Origin of the sequence: Thalassospira xiamenensis M-5 = DSM 17429 (assembly GCF_000300235.2) — a bacterium.
Lineage (GTDB): Bacteria > Pseudomonadota > Alphaproteobacteria > Rhodospirillales > Thalassospiraceae > Thalassospira > Thalassospira xiamenensis.
The window spans coordinates 2,129,347-2,149,343 of the sequence record NZ_CP004388.1 but is presented as its reverse complement, the minus strand read 5'-3'; the positions used below and the strand labels follow the sequence as shown (position 1 = coordinate 2,149,343).

General features: G+C 51.4%; 25 protein-coding genes and 1 tRNA gene. 21 read left to right on the top strand and 5 right to left on the bottom strand.

Annotated elements, in window-relative coordinates; genetic code table 11:
- The first annotated feature begins 172 nt into the window (after positions 1-172).
- Positions 173-1,279 (top strand): branched-chain amino acid ABC transporter substrate-binding protein, encoded by a 1,107-nt coding sequence (locus TH3_RS10135; RefSeq protein WP_007089526.1) that lies wholly within the window; start codon positions 173-175, stop codon positions 1,277-1,279.
- Between the two features lie 126 nt (positions 1,280-1,405).
- Here the strand turns inward: TH3_RS10135 and TH3_RS10130 are convergent, their stop codons facing one another.
- Complete coding sequence (locus tag TH3_RS10130) at positions 1,406-1,825, bottom strand: Ros/MucR family transcriptional regulator (protein WP_007089527.1); 420 nt, start codon at positions 1,823-1,825, stop codon at positions 1,406-1,408.
- 461 nt (positions 1,826-2,286) lie between these two features.
- On the opposite strand from TH3_RS10130, the gene rpiB reads away from it, so the two are divergent.
- The 9 genes from rpiB to thiL all read left to right on the top strand — a co-directional run bounded on the left by rpiB (position 2,287) and on the right by thiL (position 9,407).
- Complete coding sequence (rpiB, locus tag TH3_RS10125; protein ID WP_007089528.1) at positions 2,287-2,733, top strand: ribose 5-phosphate isomerase B; 447 nt, start codon at positions 2,287-2,289, stop codon at positions 2,731-2,733.
- A gap of 84 nt (positions 2,734-2,817) precedes the next feature.
- Complete coding sequence (gene glyA / locus TH3_RS10120; protein WP_007089529.1) at positions 2,818-4,092, top strand: serine hydroxymethyltransferase; 1,275 nt, start codon at positions 2,818-2,820, stop codon at positions 4,090-4,092.
- A 24-nt stretch (positions 4,093-4,116) separates the two neighbouring features.
- Positions 4,117-4,590: a transcriptional regulator NrdR gene (gene nrdR / locus TH3_RS10115; protein WP_007089530.1), complete on the top strand. Its 474-nt coding sequence runs from the start codon at positions 4,117-4,119 to the stop codon at positions 4,588-4,590.
- The gene (ribD, locus tag TH3_RS10110; protein WP_007089531.1) at positions 4,590-5,711 is read left to right on the top strand and encodes a bifunctional diaminohydroxyphosphoribosylaminopyrimidine deaminase/5-amino-6-(5-phosphoribosylamino)uracil reductase RibD; all 1,122 of its coding nucleotides are present in this window, start codon (positions 4,590-4,592) and stop codon (positions 5,709-5,711) included. Before nrdR ends, ribD begins: the two co-directional genes overlap by 1 nt.
- A gap of 4 nt (positions 5,712-5,715) precedes the next feature.
- Positions 5,716-6,303 (top strand): riboflavin synthase, encoded by a 588-nt coding sequence (locus TH3_RS22855; protein ID WP_007089532.1) that lies wholly within the window; start codon positions 5,716-5,718, stop codon positions 6,301-6,303.
- 6 nt (positions 6,304-6,309) lie between these two features.
- Entirely contained in the window at positions 6,310-7,464 is a 1,155-nt protein-coding gene (gene ribB, locus TH3_RS10100; protein ID WP_007089533.1) for a 3,4-dihydroxy-2-butanone-4-phosphate synthase, read from the top strand.
- Positions 7,465-7,466: 2 nt separating this feature from the next.
- Positions 7,467-7,931, top strand: a complete 465-nt coding sequence (gene ribH, locus TH3_RS10095) for a 6,7-dimethyl-8-ribityllumazine synthase (protein WP_007089534.1) — start codon at positions 7,467-7,469, stop codon at positions 7,929-7,931.
- Positions 7,931-8,428 (top strand): transcription antitermination factor NusB, encoded by a 498-nt coding sequence (gene nusB / locus TH3_RS10090; RefSeq protein WP_007089535.1) that lies wholly within the window; start codon positions 7,931-7,933, stop codon positions 8,426-8,428. Before ribH ends, nusB begins: the two co-directional genes overlap by 1 nt.
- A gap of 1 nt (position 8,429) precedes the next feature.
- Positions 8,430-9,407, top strand: a complete 978-nt coding sequence (thiL, locus tag TH3_RS10085) for a thiamine-phosphate kinase (protein ID WP_007089536.1) — start codon at positions 8,430-8,432, stop codon at positions 9,405-9,407.
- Between the two features lie 15 nt (positions 9,408-9,422).
- Here the strand turns inward: thiL and TH3_RS10080 are convergent, their stop codons facing one another.
- Positions 9,423-9,872 carry an outer membrane protein assembly factor BamE gene (locus tag TH3_RS10080; protein ID WP_007089537.1) on the bottom strand — a complete coding sequence of 150 codons (450 nt, stop codon included), beginning with the start codon at positions 9,870-9,872 and terminating at the stop codon, positions 9,423-9,425.
- A 163-nt stretch (positions 9,873-10,035) separates the two neighbouring features.
- Between TH3_RS10080 and TH3_RS10075 the strand changes: the two genes are divergently transcribed.
- The 7 genes from TH3_RS10075 to TH3_RS10045 all read left to right on the top strand — a co-directional run bounded on the left by TH3_RS10075 (position 10,036) and on the right by TH3_RS10045 (position 14,608).
- Positions 10,036-10,587 (top strand): ubiquinol-cytochrome C chaperone family protein, encoded by a 552-nt coding sequence (locus TH3_RS10075; RefSeq protein ID WP_040060836.1) that lies wholly within the window; start codon positions 10,036-10,038, stop codon positions 10,585-10,587.
- Positions 10,588-10,599: 12 nt separating this feature from the next.
- Positions 10,600-11,172: a YceD family protein gene (locus tag TH3_RS10070; protein ID WP_007089539.1), complete on the top strand. Its 573-nt coding sequence runs from the start codon at positions 10,600-10,602 to the stop codon at positions 11,170-11,172.
- Positions 11,173-11,434: 262 nt separating this feature from the next.
- The gene (gene plsX / locus TH3_RS10065; protein WP_037992611.1) at positions 11,435-12,511 is read left to right on the top strand and encodes a phosphate acyltransferase PlsX; all 1,077 of its coding nucleotides are present in this window, start codon (positions 11,435-11,437) and stop codon (positions 12,509-12,511) included.
- Positions 12,512-12,554: 43 nt separating this feature from the next.
- Positions 12,555-13,526: a beta-ketoacyl-ACP synthase III gene (locus TH3_RS10060; RefSeq protein WP_007089541.1), complete on the top strand. Its 972-nt coding sequence runs from the start codon at positions 12,555-12,557 to the stop codon at positions 13,524-13,526.
- A 154-nt stretch (positions 13,527-13,680) separates the two neighbouring features.
- On the top strand, positions 13,681-13,971 hold the full coding sequence (locus TH3_RS10055; RefSeq protein ID WP_007089542.1) for an integration host factor subunit alpha: 291 nt from the start codon (positions 13,681-13,683) through the stop codon (positions 13,969-13,971).
- A gap of 11 nt (positions 13,972-13,982) precedes the next feature.
- Positions 13,983-14,462 carry a MerR family transcriptional regulator gene (locus TH3_RS22395; protein ID WP_007089543.1) on the top strand — a complete coding sequence of 160 codons (480 nt, stop codon included), beginning with the start codon at positions 13,983-13,985 and terminating at the stop codon, positions 14,460-14,462.
- A gap of 69 nt (positions 14,463-14,531) precedes the next feature.
- A tRNA-Pro gene (locus TH3_RS10045) sits at positions 14,532-14,608 on the top strand.
- Between the two features lie 48 nt (positions 14,609-14,656).
- Here TH3_RS10045 and TH3_RS10040 read toward each other — a convergent pair.
- Together TH3_RS10040 and TH3_RS10035 are read right to left on the bottom strand one after the other, a co-directional pair.
- Positions 14,657-15,103, bottom strand: a complete 447-nt coding sequence (locus tag TH3_RS10040; protein WP_007089544.1) for a histidine phosphatase family protein — start codon at positions 15,101-15,103, stop codon at positions 14,657-14,659.
- Positions 15,104-15,329: 226 nt separating this feature from the next.
- A complete protein-coding gene (locus TH3_RS10035; protein WP_007089545.1) occupies positions 15,330-15,587 on the bottom strand; it encodes a hypothetical protein in 258 nt (85 codons plus the stop codon).
- Between the two features lie 104 nt (positions 15,588-15,691).
- On the opposite strand from TH3_RS10035, the gene cutA reads away from it, so the two are divergent.
- Together cutA and TH3_RS10025 are read left to right on the top strand one after the other, a co-directional pair.
- Positions 15,692-16,048: a divalent-cation tolerance protein CutA gene (gene cutA / locus TH3_RS10030; RefSeq protein WP_007089546.1), complete on the top strand. Its 357-nt coding sequence runs from the start codon at positions 15,692-15,694 to the stop codon at positions 16,046-16,048.
- A 60-nt stretch (positions 16,049-16,108) separates the two neighbouring features.
- Positions 16,109-16,672, top strand: coding sequence for a septation protein A (locus TH3_RS10025; protein ID WP_007089547.1), 564 nt, complete (start codon positions 16,109-16,111; stop codon positions 16,670-16,672).
- A 65-nt stretch (positions 16,673-16,737) separates the two neighbouring features.
- Here TH3_RS10025 and TH3_RS10020 read toward each other — a convergent pair whose 3' ends face one another.
- The gene (locus tag TH3_RS10020; protein WP_007089548.1) at positions 16,738-17,931 is read right to left on the bottom strand and encodes a bifunctional 2-C-methyl-D-erythritol 4-phosphate cytidylyltransferase/2-C-methyl-D-erythritol 2,4-cyclodiphosphate synthase; all 1,194 of its coding nucleotides are present in this window, start codon (positions 17,929-17,931) and stop codon (positions 16,738-16,740) included.
- A 116-nt stretch (positions 17,932-18,047) separates the two neighbouring features.
- Here TH3_RS10020 and TH3_RS10015 point away from each other — a divergent pair, with 116 nt between their 5' ends.
- Together TH3_RS10015 and dusB are read left to right on the top strand one after the other, a co-directional pair.
- Positions 18,048-18,854 carry a cytochrome C assembly family protein gene (locus tag TH3_RS10015; RefSeq protein ID WP_007089549.1) on the top strand — a complete coding sequence of 269 codons (807 nt, stop codon included), beginning with the start codon at positions 18,048-18,050 and terminating at the stop codon, positions 18,852-18,854.
- 129 nt (positions 18,855-18,983) lie between these two features.
- On the top strand, positions 18,984-19,988 hold the full coding sequence (gene dusB, locus TH3_RS10010; RefSeq protein WP_007089550.1) for a tRNA dihydrouridine synthase DusB: 1,005 nt from the start codon (positions 18,984-18,986) through the stop codon (positions 19,986-19,988).
- Positions 19,989-19,997: the final 9 nt, after the last annotated feature.

Sequence of the window (19,997 nt, the reverse complement as noted above, 5' to 3'; positions counted from 1 at the left end):
TGCTAAATTGTTGGCAATGCAATGTTTAGTACTATTGCACACCAATTCTGGGGTGTTAAAGTACAGGGAGCCAAAACCGGTAATCGAAAAAAAAGCGAGCCGGTTTAGGGTCCGAAAAAGATGGTTCTGTCATGGTGACGGAACCAACCTTTGGAACAGGGAGACTTCTCTTATGTCGAAAACCAAGCTCGGCCTTCTGGCAACTGCTTCCGCGCTTGTCCTCTCGATGGGTGCAGCAAAAGCAGACATCGTTATCGCGACCGTGGGTCCGATGACCGGCCCTTACGCCGCCTTTGGCGAACAGATGACCCAGGGCGCCCAGAAAGCGGTTGCAGACCTCAATGCTGCTGGTGGCGTTAACGGCGAAAAAGTCGTTCTCGAAATCGGTGATGATGCTTGCGATCCGAAACAGGCTGTTGCTGTTGCAAACCAGCTCGTTAGCAAGGGTGTTGCTCTTGTCGCTGGTCACTTCTGCTCGGGTTCCTCGATCCCGGCTTCGGAAGTTTACTTCGAAGAGGGCATCGTGCAGATTTCCCCGGCTTCGACCAACCCGCAACTGACCGAACGTGACATGGACAACGTTTTCCGTGTTTGCGGTCGTGATGACCAGCAGGGCGAAGTTGCCGGCAAGTATCTTGCTGAAAACTATGGCGACAAGAAAATCGCCATTGTTCATGACAAACAGGCTTATTCCAAAGGTCTTGCAGACGAGACCAAGAAAAACCTGAACGCTGCTGGCGTTGAAGAAGTCATGTACGAAGCCATCACCCCGGGCGAGAAAGATTACTCGGCTCTGGTGACCAAACTGAAATCCGAAGGCGTTGACGTCCTTTATTATGGCGGTTACCACACTGAGCTGGGCCTGATCGTTCGTCAGATGCGCAGTCAGGGTCTTGAGACCGTTGCGATTTCTGGTGATGCGCTCAACTCGCTCGAATACTGGTCGATCACGGGCGATGCCGGTGCCGGAACACTTTTCACCGCCGGTCCGGCGCTTGAAAAAGACCCGCGTAACGCTGAACTCGTAAAATACTTCGAAGGTCAGGGCTACAAGCCGGAAGGTTACACCCTTTACACCTATGGTGCGGTTCAGGCTTGGGCACAGGCAGTTGAAAAGGCCGGTACCACCGACTCTGAGGCTGTTATCGAAGCACTGCATAGCGGTGATACATTCGACACCGTTCTTGGTTCGATTGCGTTCGATGCCAAGGGTGACGTCGCAGCACCGGGTTACGTCTTCTATGAATGGAAAGACGGCGGCTACGATTACGCCAACTAATCAGATATTCTGATCAGCAGAAAGCCCGGCAGCAATGCCGGGCTTTTTTGTTGCCGACCACATAAAAGAAAAGCGTCTTCAGAAATTGCTGAAAACGCTTTTTCTTTTAGGTCAAAGGGCAGGCGATTACTTCGCCTTGCGACCCAGGCCGATTTTCTTGGCAAACTGCGAACGCTGTTTTGCATAGTTCGGCGCAACCATCGGGTAATCTGACGGCAGGCCCCATTTCGCCCGGTATTCTTCCGGGGTCAAATTGTATGTTGTCCGAAGGTGGCGTTTGAGCATTTTGAGCTTTTTGCCGTCTTCAAGGCAGATGATGTAATCATCGCCAATTGATTTGCGGATCGGAACAGCCGGTTTCAGCGGTTCTTCTTCTTCAATGGTTTCGTCTTCACGCAGAACGTCAAGCGAATTGAAAATTGTCGAAATCAATTCCGGAATCTGTGCAGATGCAATTGCATTGTTACTGACATAAGCAGAAACGATATCAACAGTCATCTGTAGCAGTTCGTCTCGGTCCAGAACGCTGTTTTCAGCATCGGTCATCTTAAAATATTTCCTTCGCTATTATGAATAGGCAATGCTTTTTGCATTATTTTACGAATATAGTCAAACAAGACTGTTATTCAATATATCGATTCTACTTAAATTTTCAAAACAAGGAAAACCTATGCGAGATGAGAAACAAATAAAATCTGCAAAGGCATGACCGGTAATGCGGTTTAATTGATAAAGATTCCACACCTTTTGTTTCGTCGATTTTGTTCGATAGCGTATGGTGGGGTTTATATCAATGTATATGCGTCGTTGTTTTTCTTTAGTTGATGATTTTCTAACGCAATGGGTGTGAATGTCTTTTTTAAGTGTAGTCAAGTGTCGTTCTGTGCGCTTAAAAGTTGCTGACTTAAAACTTTGGCAACATAGGCCGCTGTGCGTTGGCAGTTGCAAAGCTATGTGCTAAAAGGCGCTCCAAATTACTGTTTGGCGTATTTACCAAGGGCTCGCATATGACAGCCAAGACCATTGCCATCGCTGCCGATCACGGTGGTGTTGAACTTAAATCCCAAATCATCAAGTCGCTTGCCGGAAATGGCTGGGAGGTTCTCGACCTTGGAACCGACGGTTCTACGTCAGTTGATTACCCGGATTATGCGAAAGCCGTTGCCAAATCGATTATCGATGGCAAGGCTGAACGCGGTATTCTTGTATGCGGTTCCGGGATCGGTATGAGCATCGCTGCCAACCGATATCCTCAAATTCGTGCTGCCTTAGTACATGATCGCCTGTCAGCCGAACTTTGCCGTCAACACAACAACGCCAATGTTCTGTGCCTCGGCGCACGCCTTTTGGGTGATGCGACGGCGCTTGATTGCGTTAACGCGTTTATGATGACGGAATTCGAAGGCGGTCGTCACGAACGGCGTGTTGAAAAACTTTCTTCGCTTACCGACTGATTTTTCGCCACCTGGCAATAACCCGGTACGGGTTTCGAACTTTGCTGCGTTCGGCCCCGCCACATTGTATCGAGAGGCCCCATAATGTCATTCAAAGGCTTTTTCTCTACCAGCTTGTCAGAAGCAGATCCGGCACTGTTCAAATCGATCACCGATGAACTGGATCGCCAGCAGAACCAGATCGAAATGATTGCTTCGGAAAACATTGTTTCCAAGGCTGTGATCGAGGCACAGGGAACGGTTCTGACCAACAAATACGCCGAAGGCTATCCTTCGCGCCGGTATTATGGTGGCTGCGAGTTTGTCGACGTTGCAGAAGAACTTGCGATCAATCGTGCAAAAGAACTGTTTGGGTGTGAATTTGTCAACGTGCAGCCGCATTCTGGCGCGCAGGCAAATGGTGCGGTCATGCTTGCCCTTTGCAAGCCGGGGGATACCATCCTTGGCATGTCGCTTGATGCAGGCGGGCATCTTACCCACGGAGCACGCCCGGCACTTTCTGGCAAATGGTTTAATGCCATCCAGTATGGTGTGCGTGAAGACGATCTGACGCTTGATTACGATCAGGTCGAAGCTCTTGCTGTGGAGCACAAGCCGACACTGATCATTGCAGGTGGTTCAGCCATTCCGCGCCAGATCGATTTCAAACGCTTCCGTGAAATCGCCGACAAGGTCGGTGCGTTGTTGATGGTTGATATGGCGCATTTCGCCGGTCTTGTCGCCGGTGGCGTTCATCCGAGCCCGCTTCCCTATGCCGATGTCGTGACAACCACGACGCATAAAACCCTTCGCGGTCCGCGTGGCGGTATGATCCTGTCGAACAATGTTGAAATCGGCAAAAAGATCAATTCTGCAGTCTTCCCTGGCTTGCAGGGCGGCCCATTGATGCATGTTATCGCTGCCAAGGCGGTTGCCTTTGGCGAAGCCTTGCGCCCCGAATTCAAGGAATATGCGCAGCAGGTCGTCGATAACGCCAAGGCATTGGCCGAAGTTCTGGTCAAGCGTGGTTTCGATATCGTGACCGGAGGCACCGATACTCATCTGATGCTGGTTGACCTGCGTCCGAAAGGCCTCAAAGGCAACAATGCAGAAGTTGCGCTTGAGCGTGCAGGAATCACCTGCAACAAGAACGGCATTCCGTTCGACACCGAAAAACCGACCATCACGTCCGGCGTTCGTTTGGGGACACCGGCAGGCACCACCCGTGGTTTTGGTGTCGAGGAATTCAGGCAGATCGGTGAACTGATTGGCGATGTGCTTGATGCTCTTGTTGATAATCCTGATGGCAATGCCCAGGTCGAAACGGCAGTTCGCACCAAGGTCGAAGACCTTTGCAAACGCTTCCCGATTTATGCCTGATTATATCGGGAGAGAGTAAAAACAATGCGTTGTCCGTTCTGCGGCCATACAGACACCCAGGTCAAGGACTCCCGTCCGACCGAGGAACATCACGCAATTCGCAGACGCCGGTTTTGTCCGGCCTGCGGGTCGCGATTCACGACATTTGAACGTGTTCAGCTGCGTGAATTGATGGTGGTGAAAAAGGACGGGCAACGCGAATTGTTTGATCGTGACAAACTTGCGCGATCAATCTTTCTTGCCTGCCGGAAGCGCCCGATTGAGGACGAACGTGTCGAAAAGGCGTTAAACGGCATTCAACGACGCCTTGAAAGCAGTGGTGAAAGCGACATTTCCACCGACACAATCGGTGAAATGGTCATGGGAGCTTTGATCGCTCTCGATCAGGTTGCTTATGTCCGTTATGCTTCGGTGTATAAAAATTTCCGAGAAGCCCGCGATTTTGAGCAATTCGTGGAAAACATGCATGATGGGGAAGAAGAGGCGGACACAGAGTAATGACAGCCACCGCGTTTTCAGATGACGACCGGCATTTCATGCGGGTTGCGCTAAGCCTGTCAAAACGTGGTCTGGGAAATGTCTGGCCCAACCCGTCAGTTGGGTGTGTTCTGGTTTCTTCTGAAGGGGCAATCGTCGGTCGTGGTTTTACCAAGCCGGGTGGTCGCCCACATGCAGAGCGTGTCGCACTTGACGAGGCAGGCGATAAAGCACGCAATTCTACGGCCTATGTAACGCTTGAACCCTGTAGTCATTTTGGTAAATCGCCGCCTTGTGCGTTGGGACTGATCGAAGCTGGTGTAAAGCGTGTCGTCAGCGCCCTGGAAGACCCTGATCGTCGAGTTTCAGGCAAAGGGTACAAAATGTTACGTGATGCGGGCATCACAGTTGAAACAGGGCTTTATGGCGACGAAGCCCATCGCATCAATGCCGGGTTCCTATCGCGCATTGTTTCTGGCCGGCCGATCATTACCTTAAAACTGGCATCCACCATCGATGCCCGATCCGCGACGCGCTCTGGTGAGAGCCAGTGGATAACGGAGGATATTGCGCGTGAGTATGGTCACCTGTTGAGGGCCAATCACGATGCGATCCTTGTTGGTGCCAAGACTGTCATTGTTGATAACCCCACTCTCACATGCCGTATCCCCGGACGGGAAGCCCAATCACCTGTTCGTGTTGTCCTTGATCGCAATGGCGATGTACCTGTATCGGCGGAATTGTTCCGTGGTGCCCAAAAAGTTCCTACCTGGATCATTACATCCCAAGACAAATTTGACGAAGTTTTTGAAAAATTTGGGAAAACCGGGGTCAAAGTACTTACTGCCGGGTGCGAGAATGATCATTTCGACCTAAATGACGTGATGAAACATTTGGGCGAGCAGGGTCTGACGCGTGTTTTGGTTGAAAGTGGCGGCAATCTGGCTGCCGACTTGGTGCATCGAGATTTGATTGATCGGGTGGTTCATTTCATTGCACCATCCCTGATCGGGGCAGAAGGCAAGGCGATGATCGCTGAGCTCGGGCTTGATCACCTTTCAGACATGCCACGTTTTCAGCGCACATCTGTTCGTCCAGTTGGCAAAGATATTGCGATAACTTACGAAAAAATAACGGAATAGATAAATGTTCACTGGCATCATTACGGATATAGGATCTGTTCGGAAAATCGAAAAACGCGGCGACACCCGTTTCGAATTCTCGACCGCTTTTGATACCTCTAAAATCGCTCTTGGGGCGTCGATTGCCTGTAATGGTGCGTGCATGACCGTTATCGAAACTGGTTCGGACTGGTTTGCCATCGAGGCATCTGCCGAAAGTCTTGATAAGACGACTTTGGGCGATCTTGAGGTCGGATCGCGCATGAATCTGGAACAGGCCACACGGATCGGGGACGAGTTGGGCGGGCATATCGTATCCGGTCATGTGGACGGTGTTGCGAAGCTGATAAAATGCATTCCCGAAGGTGATTCCCTTCGTTTGACATTCGAGGTTCCTGAAGCTTTTGCGAAATACATTGCGTCAAAAGGCTCGGTAACGCTTGAAGGTGTTTCATTGACTGTCAATGAGGTTGACGGAAACACTTTTGGTATCAATCTGATACCCCATACCCAGACTCACACGACGCTGGGATCGAAACAACCAGGTGACCGGATCAATTTCGAGATTGATATGCTGGCGCGTTATGTCGCGCGCATGCTGGGTAAGGATTGAACGACCATGCCGCATCGTTATCTGTCACCAATTGAAGATGTTATTGAAGAAGCCCGAAATGGCCGGATGTTTATTCTTGTCGATGACGAGGACCGGGAAAACGAGGGTGATCTGGTTATTCCCGCCCAAATGGCAACACCGGATGCCATAAACTTTATGGCAACTTATGGCCGTGGGCTTATTTGTCTGACGCTGGAATCCGAACGTTGCGATCATCTTGGGCTGCCGTTGATGAGCGCGCGAAATGGTACGCGGCATGAAACGGCGTTTACAGTTTCGATCGAAGCGGCAACAGGTGTGACAACCGGTATTTCCGCCCCGGACAGGGCGCGAACAATTTCCGTGGCGATTGATACAAAATCAACTTCCGACGATATAGTGACCCCGGGGCATGTCTTTCCTTTGCGCGCGCGTCCAGGTGGCGTTCTTGTGAGGGCGGGGCACACCGAAGCATCGGTTGATATTTCGCGCCTTGCGGGCCTCAATCCATCTGGCGTTATTTGCGAGATCATGAGCGAAAGCGGCGAAATGGCGCGTTTGCCGGAACTTGTTGAGTTCGCCAAAAAGCATAATCTCAAAATCGCCCAGATTGCCGATTTGATCCGCTATCGCCGGAAGCATGAAAGAGTTGTTCAGCGTAAGGCGACAACAAAAATCAATTCGGTGCATGGCGGCGAGTTTGAGCTCAATCTGTATGTCAACAATGTCACATATGCCGAACATATTGCTTTGGTGAAGGGCGACATTTCTGATGCAAAGCCGGTTCTGACGCGTGTCCACGCATTGAATGTGCTTGAAGATGTGCTTGGCGACCGGCAAGGAGCGCATGGCGGCGAGTTGCAGGCCGCAATGCGGCAGATTGGCGAGGAGGGGCGTGGCGTTATTGTTCTCATCCGTGAACCGCGCCCCAATACGCTTTCATCGTCTATTGCAAAGCTTATCGAGCTCAATGGCGGGGACGGAGATGCTCTGCGTCAGGAAATCGCAAAATCTGCTGACGACTCTGATTTGCGTGACTATGGTGTTGGCGCACAGATCCTGCTTGATCTTGGCGTTCGCGATATGATTTTGCTTTCAAATACCAAAAGACACATCGTAGGACTTGACGGGTTCGGTCTAAATCTGGTTGATCAGCGTCCGCTTGTTGTCTCGGAGGAATAAACATGAGTAACGGTCCGCACATTCTGATCGTTGATGCGCCTTATTACACCCATATCGTCGAAGATCTGGTCAAAGGGGCTGCGTCGACGCTCGAAGCTGGCGGTGCAACCTGGGACCGGATTTCTGTTTCAGGTGCCTTCGAGGTTCCGATAGCAATCCGCTACGCTGTTCAGTCCATGGCTGATCTTGCGACTGGTCCGCGCTATGATGGCTACTTGGCACTTGGCTGCGTTATTCGCGGTGAAACAACGCATTACGACCATATCTGTGAAGAAGCAAATCGCGCATTGATGCAGCTTTGCCTTGATTACCGTCTGGCGATCGGCAATGGCATCCTGACCGTTGAAAATGAAGCCCAGGCACTTGCACGCGCCAAGGCAGATCAGAAGAATAAAGGTGGCGAGGCCGCCCGTGCTGTTCTTCGTATGATTGAAGTTCAAAACCATTTTGGAATACATCACAAGTAATGACTGATAAACCCAAGGCATCAGCCGCCCAACGACGCAGTGCTGCGCGTTTTGCCGCCATTCAGGCGCTATACCAGGCAGAGCTTTCCCAGCTTTCGGCAGGTGACGTCGTGCGCGAATATTCGGATTTCCGTCTTGATGGCGAAGGTATTCGCGACCTTGATGAGCCCAATGACAATCTGATTGATCCGGATCGCGGATTTTTTGCCGACCTGGTTCAGGGGGTTACTGCGCGCACGGTCGATCTTGACGGGCTGATCGACTCAGCTCTGGAAAAGGGTTGGACAACCAAACGTCTTGAAACTGTTTTGCGCTGTATTCTGCGTGCAGGAACCTATGAGTTGATGATGCGCGAAGATGTACCGATGCGCGTTGTCATCACTGAATATGTGGACGCTGCCCATTCGTTCTTTGACGAAACCGAGCCGAAGCTTGTAAACGCTGTCCTTGACCGGATCGGCAAAACGCTTCGTGCGGGTGAAGCTGGTAAGAATTGATATGGTTGCGCGATCAGGAGAATTCGATCTGATCGCACGTCATTTTGCGCCCATCGCGCAAAAGTCAAAAGCCGCATTGTCCCTTCTGGACGATGCGGCTCTTTTGTCTCCACCTGATGGGCACGAAATTGTTGTTACGGTCGACGCACTTGTGGCCGATGTACATTTTCGCAGTCAGGATGATCCGGCCGACATCGCGCGCAAGGTTATGCGTGTCAATCTGTCTGACCTTGCAGCTATGGGGGCTTATCCTTTGGGGGTGCTGCTAACGGCTGGTTATAATCGCGACCTTTCCGAAGACTGGATCGCTTCCTTTGCGAACGGTTTGGGGCAGGATTGTGCTACCTATGATACCCCGCTTCTGGGGGGCGATACTGTTGGAACACCAGGTCCCACATTTTTCAGCCTGACGGCGTTCGGTGCCGTGCCAATTGGGCGCGCCATGCGGCGGGATGCGGCCAAACCGGGTGATTTGATTGCGGTTACCGGTACATTGGGCGATGGCGCACTCGGCTTAAAGGTCTTACAGGGCAACCTTATGGGGCTGGACGCCGCCGATAGTGCCTATCTTTCGTCGCGATACCTGTTACCGCAACCACGCCTGACGATTGGCAGAAAATGCGCTGATGCTTATGGCCGCTATGCTGCGATGGATATTTCGGACGGATTGGCCGGGGATTGTCGCAAGATTTGTTTGGCGTCTGGTGTCGGCATGGTTTTTGACAAGGATCTTATTCCATTATCAAAGGCAGCGATGAATGCGGTAAATACCGATCCCGCCCTATGGGCGTCTGTGCTGGGGGGCGGGGATGATTACGAACTTCTGATTTGCGCCGATCAAGCAGATATCAAAACCTTGGGTAACGATGTCACGGTCATTGGCAAGGTGACGGACCAGCCTGGACAGGTCGACCTCATCGGAGCCGACAAAAAAATAGTCGAACTCGCCAATGACGGGTTCGACCATTTCAAAGCCTGAAAACGAATTTGGAATTTATTTGGTTTCGCTGAAGCGACCAAGGTTGCCAAACAGCTGCTGCAGAACTGTAATTTCCTTGCCTGCGGTTGGCGTGATCCGATCCGTCGGAATGACCGGTTTACCGTCTTCAAGGTCATATTCGCTTAGGATATCGACCCGGTTTGCCGCATCAAAGCTGACGAGAATGACCTTTTGCTCAACGACATCCGGTGCCAGAAACGCAATTGTTTCGGTTCTGCGCGAAATATAAAGCCAGACATTTTCGTCAAAGGCCGCAACGCTTGATGGCGATCCCAAAAGGTCGGTCACATCACCCTTTGTGGATTGCCCGACGATGATTTGTTCGAGAACTTCGGGTTCAGGAGCATTACCGCGCGTTGCGATACGCGGGCTGCAGGCAGCAACAAATGCCACTGCCAATCCGGCCAGCATCATAAGGGAAAGGCGTGTTGTTCTTGTATGCATGGAACTCACCAAAGCGATCAGCCAGTTAAAGTCATTAAGGAATTGCCTTGAGTTTCAGCGCTGGGCGCATGATATTGCCGGGCAATGTTGGGGCGATGCCGCCCCGGGAAATTTACGGCATTCTGCGTGCCATGGCTGGAATGTCAACGAAGGAGTGTTACTGTTGTTCGGCTGGTTGAAGAAAAAAGACCGCAAACAAAGTGCTGCCTTTGCGCTGTACACCGCAATGGTGGGGCAGGCGCGCAAGCCAGAATTCTATACACGCCTTGGCGTCGCAGATACCATGGAAGGGCGATTTGACCTGATTCTGGTGCATGCCTTTGTTCTGTTTCGGCGTCTGAAAAAAGACAATGAAAGTCGTGAACTGGCGCAGGAAATCTTTGACGTGATGTTTTCCGATCTTGACCAGAATATGCGTGAGATGGGAATTGGTGATGTCGGAATCCTGAAGCGCATCCGAAAAATGTCGGAGTCCTATCACGGTCGCATTGTCGCATACGAAGAGGGTGTTCAATCCGGTGCAATAGAACTTGCCGCCGCACTCAACCGCAATCTATATGCCGACAACGAGGCTAGTGATACGCAATTGATGGCCATGGTCGGTTATATCAATGATGCCCTTGCACACCTTGACCGTCAGAAAACCGAAGAATTACACAATGGCGTTATCCATTTTCCGGCTGTGCCGGAAGTCGCCGTTGCACCAACCGAATAGAAAGAGGCCCCAATGCCTGAACAGATTACACCCGAATTTTCCCGCATCGTTAATACGGACGAACAGGTCGGGAAAAAAAGCAAGATCGAGATCGAAGCAAATGAAAAGGAGCGCAAGGCGCTTGCTGAACGTTTCGAACTGATTGCTATTAATAGCTTAAAAGCAACCCTGACGACTACGACGGCAGGCAATGGCGAAGTCACCCTTCGTGGTCCCATGCATGCCGATATTGTTCAGCGTTGTGTTGCGACACTCGAGCCGGTCCCCGAAACCATCGAAGACGAGGTGGAGGTTCTGTTTTCTCCGCACGTATCCGAAGATGACCTGCCTTCGAATCCCGATGATCTGGATGATCTTTCCGAAGAAGAGCTTATGGCGCTTCTGGATCAGCCAGAGCCATTGGTAGATGGCAAAATTGATGTTGGTGAAGTTGTCGCACAGTTTCTTGCTGTCGCAATGAACCCTTATCCGCGCAAGGACGGCGCGAAAGTTGCGGACGTGGTCAAATCGGAAGACGAAGAAGAGCGTCCCAACCCGTTTGCAAAACTCGCAGGTCTTAAGGACAAGCTAGAGAAGAAAAACTAAATTACCATTCTGGTTGCGTTTTTCGTCACGTAAAATGTCAGAAAAATGCCGGTAACGACCGGCATTTTACGCTTTTGACCGAAAAGACGAAGAGCAAGCCGGATACTGGTCGCTTTTGATTGCATATCGGCTTTACCTTGTATCTGGCTGAGAATTCCGGTAATTACGGGCTTTCCGGCATGCCGAAGACAAGTTTAGCCGATAGGCAAGCCTGCCGGTAAATTCCGGTTCAGATGTTTTAGAACAACCATAAGAGAATACATTGCCTGAACAGGTCTGCATATCACTTGACGCGATGGGAGGAGACCACGCGCCTGAGATGGTCGTGGCGGGTGCAGAAATTGCCCTGAAACGGTTGCCTCATCTTAAATTTTTGATGTTTGGGGATGAAGCGCGGCTTAAACCGCTGCTCGCCAAATATCCGGGGCTCGAAACCGTCAGTCAAATTCGTCATGCCTCTCAAGAAGTGACGATGGATGACAAACCGTCTGTTGCCTTGCGGCAGCGTCGGGATTCCAGCATGCGACTGGCCATCAATGCTGTTAAAGAGGGGGACGCACAAGGCGTCGTATCTGCCGGAAATACCGGTGCTCTGATGGCTATGGCCAAATTCGTCCTTAAAACCGTACGTGGTATCGACCGGCCTGCAATTGCGACCTATATGCCAACCCAGCGCGGCGAGACTGTCATGCTCGATCTTGGCGCCAACATTGAATGTGATGAGAACAACCTGGTGCAGTTCGCGCTTATGGGCGAGGTTTTCGCACGCATTCTGTTTGGTATTGAAAGGCCTTCTGTGGGCTTGCTCAATGTCGGGATTGAAGAACTAAAAGGCAATGAGTCGGTCAAGAAAGCCGCAGCGATACTTCGTGAAATCGACCTTCCGATCCGCTTCGAAGGATTTGTTGAAGGCGATGACCTTGCCAAGGGTACCGTGGACGTGATTGTGACCGACGGCTTTACCGGTAACGTTGCACTTAAAACCGCCGAAGGAACGGCGCGACTGCTGGTGCACTTTCTGCGTGAAACTTTCAAAAGTTCATTCTGGGCGAAGGTCGGCTATCTGTTGGCCCGTCGTTCATTGCAGCGTTTCCGGGAACGTATGGACCCGCGTCGTTACAATGGTGCGATGCTGCTGGGGCTGAACGGGATTGCCGTCAAAAGCCACGGTGGCACCGATGCGCTGGGGTTCTCGAATGCCATTGGCGTTTGTCACGACCTTATTGCGAACCGGCTGAACGAAACGATCAAGGGTGAACTTGCCGCCTTCGAAGAAGCGATTTCCAAAGCTCCGATCGATGAGGAAACCATCGCCCTCGCAGCTGGCCAGGTCGACTGATACTGTCCCAACTATTCCCACTAAAACTGGCGGTTCTTAAATCATGACTGTTCGTTCTCGCATTATTGGTTGCGGTTCTTATCTTCCTTCGAATGTTGTAACCAATGATGAACTGGCAAAGCGCGTCGATACATCTGATGAATGGATCGTTGCGCGGACGGGAATACGACAGCGTCATATCGCTGCCGAAGGGGAAACCACCAGTGATCTTGCGGTTGCTGCTGCAACACGTGCAATGGAACATGCCGGTGTAACTGCCGCGGACATTGACATGATTATCGTTGCGACCGCGACACCCGATAATACCTTTCCGGCAACGGCAACAAAGGTTCAGCATCGACTGGGCGTTGTCGGTTTTGCCTTCGACGTTCAGGCGGTTTGCTCGGGCTTCGTTTACGCCCTTACCACTGCGGACATGTATATCCGGAACGGTCAGGCAAAAACGGTTCTCGTGATCGGGGCAGAAACATTTTCGCGTATTCTGGATTGGGAAGACCGCCGGACATGCGTTTTGTTCGGGGACGGAGCAGGGGCGGTTGTTGTTCAGGCCGTTGAAGGCAAGGGCACCGTCGAGGATCAGGGTATTCTCGCAAGTCGATTGCATTCGGATGGTGGGAAATACGAACTGCTGTATGTCAATGGCGGTCCATCGACGACCCAGACTGTTGGTTTTCTTCAGATGGAAGGCAAGGAAGTTTTCCGCCATGCAGTGACCAACCTTGCAGGCGTTATTCGCGAAGTTCTTGCCGATACGGGGCTTGAAGCCGCGGATATTGATTGGCTGGTGCCACATCAGGCCAATCGTCGCATTCTTGACAGCACTGCCAGAAAGTTTGGCATTTCCGAAGACAAGGTGGTCATCACGGTTGATCGTCACGCGAACACGTCCGCGGCGTCGATTCCCCTGGCACTTGCCGAAGCCGTTCATGATGGCCGGATCAAGCGTGGTGATATTGTAATTCTGGAAGCGATGGGCGGCGGTTTCACTTGGGGCGCTGCACTGGTTCGCTGGTAAGCTCTGGATTCTGTGGGATATCTGACAAAAACAAAGCATTTGCTTAAAAAACACAACATTCTGCCGCAAAGCGATGTATCCTGTTGATATTGACTGATTTCGCCACCAGATATAGCCTTGTGTATAAAGTCCCGTTTTAAGGAGGCGGCCTGTTATGTCGGAAGCTACGATTACCCGCGCTGATCTTGCCGAAGCCGTTTATCAGGAAGTCGGTTTGTCGCGTAACGAGTCCGCCCAGTTGCTGGAAACGGTTCTCGACGAAATTTCATCTGCCTTGATCAAGGATGAAGTCGTAAAGATTTCCTCGTTTGGCAGTTTTTCCGTTCGCCAGAAGGGACAGCGCATTGGTCGCAATCCCAAGACAGGTGAAGAAGTGCCAATCCTGCCGCGCAAAGTGCTTGTGTTCCGGCCGTCGCAGGTGTTGAAAGCACGCATTAACGCTTAAGAACTGAACTCATGAAAAATAACTTGGGGGCTGAGGCGGAAAACCGCCGCACAGCAAAGTCTGACTCTGCGTTTCGTACAATTAGCGAAGCAGCAAAAGAGCTGGGGCTGCAGCAGCATGTCCTGCGTTTTTGGGAATCCAAGTTTCCTCAGATCAAACCAATGAAACGTGCTGGCGGGCGACGTTATTATCGCCCGGAAGATCTGGTGTTGCTGGCTGATATTCGTTCACTGCTCCATGATCAGGGCTACACCATCAAGGGTGTGCAAAAGCTGCTTGATCAGAACAAGGGGCAGTTGCCTTCGGAGGTCGCGGTGGCGTCGCTGGCTGAAACCGTCGATGGTCCATCGGATGAAGCATCAGATATGGCTTATTCGACAGGCACATCAGGAACACCAGATAAGACTGTTCTTGCAAACCTGTTAGGTGAATTGGAAGAGCTTCAAGGCATCCTCAGGTCGGCCCTGCAACAGTCGGAAAAAAATACGTAAAAACCATTTGCGTCTTTGGGCTTGCGCGGCTATTTATCGAGCCGCGTCAAACGACGCATTCTTTACGGTCGGAGCGTGGCGCAGCCTGGTAGCGCACCTGCATGGGGTGCAGGGGGTCGGAGGTTCGAATCCTCTCGCTCCGACCAATTTATTCTCCATCAAAATCTGATATGCGATCATTGGTACTGGCGAGGCTACGGCATCAGTCGGGCAAGCATTTCCACAGTGTTATTTTCGTCAACACGGATCAAAATGATTTCGCCTGATCTCGGATAGATGCCGGTTAATGCGGTGATATTCACCTGATGGGTAATCAACAGGGCCTTGATTCCTTCAGGAAGTGCACCAAGTCGGTCAATGATTTGGTCTGTTTGAGTTTTCTTGGTACCGCTATCACGGAAAAACGAATTAAGTGCCGGTTCTTCTGTCACGGGGCCAAGGCCAAGCAAGCTGGCGGTTTCCAAACAGCGACACCACTGACTGCTGAGAATTACATCCAACTCAATGCCCGCTTCACGGACGCGTTCGCCGATGGCGCGCGCCTGATTGCGGCCGGTCTCGTCAAGATTTCGTTGGGTGCTGCAATCGCCAATGGTGAAGTTTTCCGGATCGCCAGTACCCGGCGCAATGGCATGACGCATTAGCGCATGCACATCTGGCTGATGCCATATATCCCACGCGTGCTCGGTTTCTGACCCTCTGGCACTGTGTGCGACAAAGGAGCATGCGAGGGTGAGGGCAGCAACCGTATTTCTGATAAATGAACACATGATTCGGCACAGTCAGTGGCAAAAGGTGATTAACCTTGATACCCGTGGACATGCTGATTAGATCAGTGGAGTGTTTCGGGATCGCGACCGGATGTCCTTATGCGTTTTTATCAGCAACAGAGGTCGCAACCCTACGACCTTCATCGGTCAGTTTGCAAATCAGCCAGTCCGGTTTGATCGGGTTGTCAAACCATGGGGCAGCCCATCCATGATCAATGCAGCTTTTGACTGTTTTTTCACTGATTTGCTTGCCATTGGTGTCAAAGAGCGGCAACTTTCCACCCGGCTGGCTAAGGCCACGGCGCAACCAATCGAGTTGTGTTTGTGTCGGTTTCACCTGCTTTTTCCCCGTCATGGCATCCCTGAATTGATAGAATAGGTTTGTGTGTGGCGCGATGTGATGATGAAGCTATATATTGCAGGTAAGTGTGACGGATAATCAACCGAGGGGCAATCACCATGACATCGAAGTCCTTTGATCGTAGTGACATGGTCTTTCTTTATGTGACATCGCCGGACATGGAAGTCGCCCGCTTGATTGCGGGAGGTGCCGTTCGAGAAAGATTGGCGGCCTGCGCGAATATCATGCCCCAAATGACGGCAATCTATGAATGGGATGGCGATATCGAAGAAGAAAACGAGATAGTTATCATTCTGAAATCGACCAGCGCAGCGGCAACGGCGCTTTCGGAATGGATCACAGATCATCACCCCTATGATGTTCCCTGTATTTTGGAAATTCCATTAGGCAGGGGAAATGGACCATATGTCGATTGGTTGCGCGGTCAGGTCGCAGGGGCAACAATCCCGAATTGATTGCATCAATGGCCTTTGGCCCCTAGGATGGCCGAAATTTTACATTTAACGAAGTGACCAATGAACCAGCTTACAAAACTTGCCCTTGAAATGGGGCCGCTGATCCTGTTTTTCGCAGTCAATGCGACAACCAATCTTATGACTGCAACAGCGGTTTTTGTAACGGCAACAGTGGTTGCGCTGGTAGTATCGTATGCTATTGCCCGAACCATTCCGGTGATGCCGTTGATTGGCGGCGCTTTCGTGATCGTGTTTGGCGGCTTAACGCTTTATCTCGACAATGATCTGTTCATTAAAATCAAGCCGACGATTGTCAATCTGCTGTTTGCAGCGATCCTGTTTGGCGGTTTGATTGCTGGAAAGCTGTTTTTGAAATTGGTTTTGGAAAGTGCATTCAAGGCGACGGACGAAGGATGGCGCATCCTGACCTGGCGCTGGAGCATTTTCTTCGTCGTTCTTGCCGTGATCAATGAAATTGTCTGGCGCAATTTTTCGACCGATACATGGGTTGCGTTCAAGGTATGGGGGATTATGCCGCTGACCATGGTGTTTGGCATGGCCCAGGTTCCAGTCCTGATGAAACATCAATTGCCAGAAAAAGAGAACGGTTCATCTCCGGCATAAGGTCTGAACGAAAATAAGAAAGGAGGGATTTTCATCCTGCCTTTCTTATTGAATGGAAGAACACGCTATTTGACGGGTAGGGCGACGCTGACCGCAGCCTGAGCCGCGATACCTTCCTCGCGTCCGGTGAAGCCCAGGCGCTCTGTCGTCGTCGCCTTCACATTGACGCGATCAACTTCAACACCAAGAATTTCAGCAACCTTTTCGCGCATGGCCGGTGTATGCGGTCCTATTTTGGGCCGTTCACAAATCAGGGTGATATCCGCATTGACGATGCGTCCGCCGCGTTCGCGGATCAGATTGACTGCGTGAAGAACAAACTGATCCGATGCTGCCCCCTTCCATTTCATGTCAGAAGGCGGGAAATGTTGGCCGATATCGCCGGCACCAATGGCACCCAACAATGCGTCTGTTAACGTATGCAGGCCGACATCCGCATCGGAATGGCCTTCAAGGCGTGCGGAATGGGGGACTTTGACACCGCAAAGGATACAATGGTCACCTTGGGCAAATCGATGAACGTCAAAACCGGTACCGGCCCGGAACTCTTCGTGGGTCATATCGCTGTCTTTCTCTGAGGCTGGAACAGGGTTAATCCAGTCACGGGCGCGTCCGATATCGTCGGGGCGCGTAATCTTGTCGTTTGAAACAGCCCCCTCTACGCAGACCACATCCAGGCCAAGTTGTTCCAGCAGGGCGGCATCATCAGTGAATTCGTGCCCCTCAAACTGTTGGTGAGCGTCAAGGATCGTTTTGAAATGAAACCCCTGAGGTGTCTGGGCGCGATGAAGCTGTTCTCGTGGAATGGTTCGTCTAATTATCCCGGTGGATTCCGTCTGCTTGATGGTGTCGAGAACGGGAAGGGTGGGAATGGCACCCTGATATATCGCCAGAGCTGAGATGACGCGGTCGATAACATCGTCTGAAATGCCCGGCCTTGCCGCATCATGAATAAGCACATGGTCAGGGTTTTCATTTTCCAGTGAACGTAATCCGTTCAGGACAGATTGTTGTCTTGTCAATCCGCCGGGCACCGGGGCGTCCAAGGATAGGCCTTCAACCGAATTATCGTACAAATCCTGATGGTCAGGATTATAAATGACCCTGATCAGTTCGGACGGCACATGCTTGGCGAAGCTCTCAATGCAGTGACGCAGCAATGTCTTTGCGCCAAGCAGATGATATTGTTTTGGTATCGGATCACCAAATCTGCTACCGCTGCCCGCTGCAACGATGACAACTGCGATTTTTTTGGTCATAAACGTGATGCCGTGACTTGTCTGAATTGCGCCGCAGGCTATCTTTCTGCGATGACTTTGCCAAGTCGCCATTTGCCTGATGTTATGATGTAAACGCCTTTAGGCCGGATCCGAACATGATTGCTGCCGCCTTACATATCTTATGTTTGCTACCGCTAACCACGCAAATCATGCGGCGCGACCCGCAGCGCGACATATGGCTGTTTTTGTCCATATTTGTTGCCGCGGCTGGTACGGTGATCGTGCTTGGCCTGACGGGCGAGGAAGTGCAATCGCGCGGATTTACAGCGGCTTTGCATTGGTCGGAACTTTCCGTGATCCTGATCTTTGGCGGGCTTGTCATATGCAACGGGCCGAAACAAATCTGGCGTCTTGCCGGTTATATCGGTGGATATCTTTTGGCATTCGGCGGAGTTGCAGCTGTTTTTAACGTCTTTGAACCGGTTGCTGCCCCGTCGGTTGCAGAACCGGTTCTTTATTCTGGCTGGCTTTGGGTTCATATCGGAACGTCACTTGTAACCTATGCGCTTGTGACACTGTCTGCAATTGCGGCCATGGGCTATGTTGTTCAGGAAGATGCACTTAAAAACCGCCGTCCAAACCGCTGGAGCCGTCGCCTGCCGCCGTTGCGCGACAGCGAACACATGCTTGTGAGTTTTCTGAAATGGTCGGCATGGGTCCTTGTGATCGGAATTATTACCGGTTTTGCATTGCGCCAGGTCGAGGGGCAATCGCTGCTCTATCTTGATCACAAGATGCTTCTTACCCTGCTTGGTTTTGCCGTGATTTGCGGCCTGATATTCATTCATGAAAAATCCACTCTGCGCGGGCGTATGGCTGTTCGGTTTGTGCTGGGGGCATGGCTGCTGCTTACCTTGGCATTCCCGGGCGTTCGATTTGTTTCGGGATATCTGATCGGATGAATATTCCGGGCCTTGTTTAAAGGTGGCGGCCGTGTTGGTTGGCTTATATTCGCCAATTCGCTTAGAGTTGTTGCAACGCCGAGCCAGTTTCATTAATCTGCCCAAGTTTTAGGCAATCGGATTTCCTTCATGTCTTTGCAGATCGGTTCTGTAAATGTGCCAGAGAATGTCATCCTGGCACCAATGTCAGGTGTGACTGACCTTCCTTTTCGGCAACAGGTGCGCCAGTTTGGCGGGCATCTGGTTGTCTCGGAAATGATTGCGTCTGATGCCATGACACGTATTCAGCGCCATCAAAAAGAAGTGCGCAAAATGCACGGCGATTGTGCAGCCGAAAGCCCGCTTTCCGTTCAGCTTGCCGGAACTGAACCCGATGAGATGGCGCTTGCCGCAAAGATGAACGAAGACCGCGGTGCTATGATCATTGACATCAATATGGGCTGTCCTGCCAAAAAGGTCACAAAGGGCTATGCCGGATCGGCCCTGATGCGTGATGAGAATCTTGCTGCCGATATCATTGAGGCAACCGTCAATGCCGTTTCCGTACCCGTGACGCTTAAGATGCGTTTGGGATGGGACGATGACAATCGTAATGCGCCGCGTCTGGCAAAAATCGCCGAGGGTCTGGGAATTGCGATGTTGACCATCCATGGTCGGACACGCTGCCAGTTTTATAAAGGCGATGCGGACTGGGACGCAATTGCACTGGTCAAACAGGCTGTATCGATCCCGGTTATCGGCAATGGGGACGTCAATAGCGAGGAAGATGCGGCAGAGCTTCTGAAACGTTCCGGTGCTGATGGTGTAATGGTGGGGCGTGGCGCGCAGGGACGACCGTGGTTTCTGGCACAGGTATCACATTATTTGAAGACCGGTCAGAAACTGTCAGCGCCGTCGCTTGCTGTGCAACTGCAAACGATCCTTAGTCATTATGATGCGATGATTGAGCATCACGGTCAGCAAGGTGTCCGTATCGCAAGAAAACATTTGGCGTGGTATTGCAACAGTTTACGCAACGCGACTGAATTCCGTCGTATTGTGAATGAGTTAAGTGACCCATTTGAAGTCAAGGATCAGATAAGGGCATTCTACGAGCCATTGATCGAAAATGCGGACAAACAGGCCGCGGCCTGAGAAAAACAA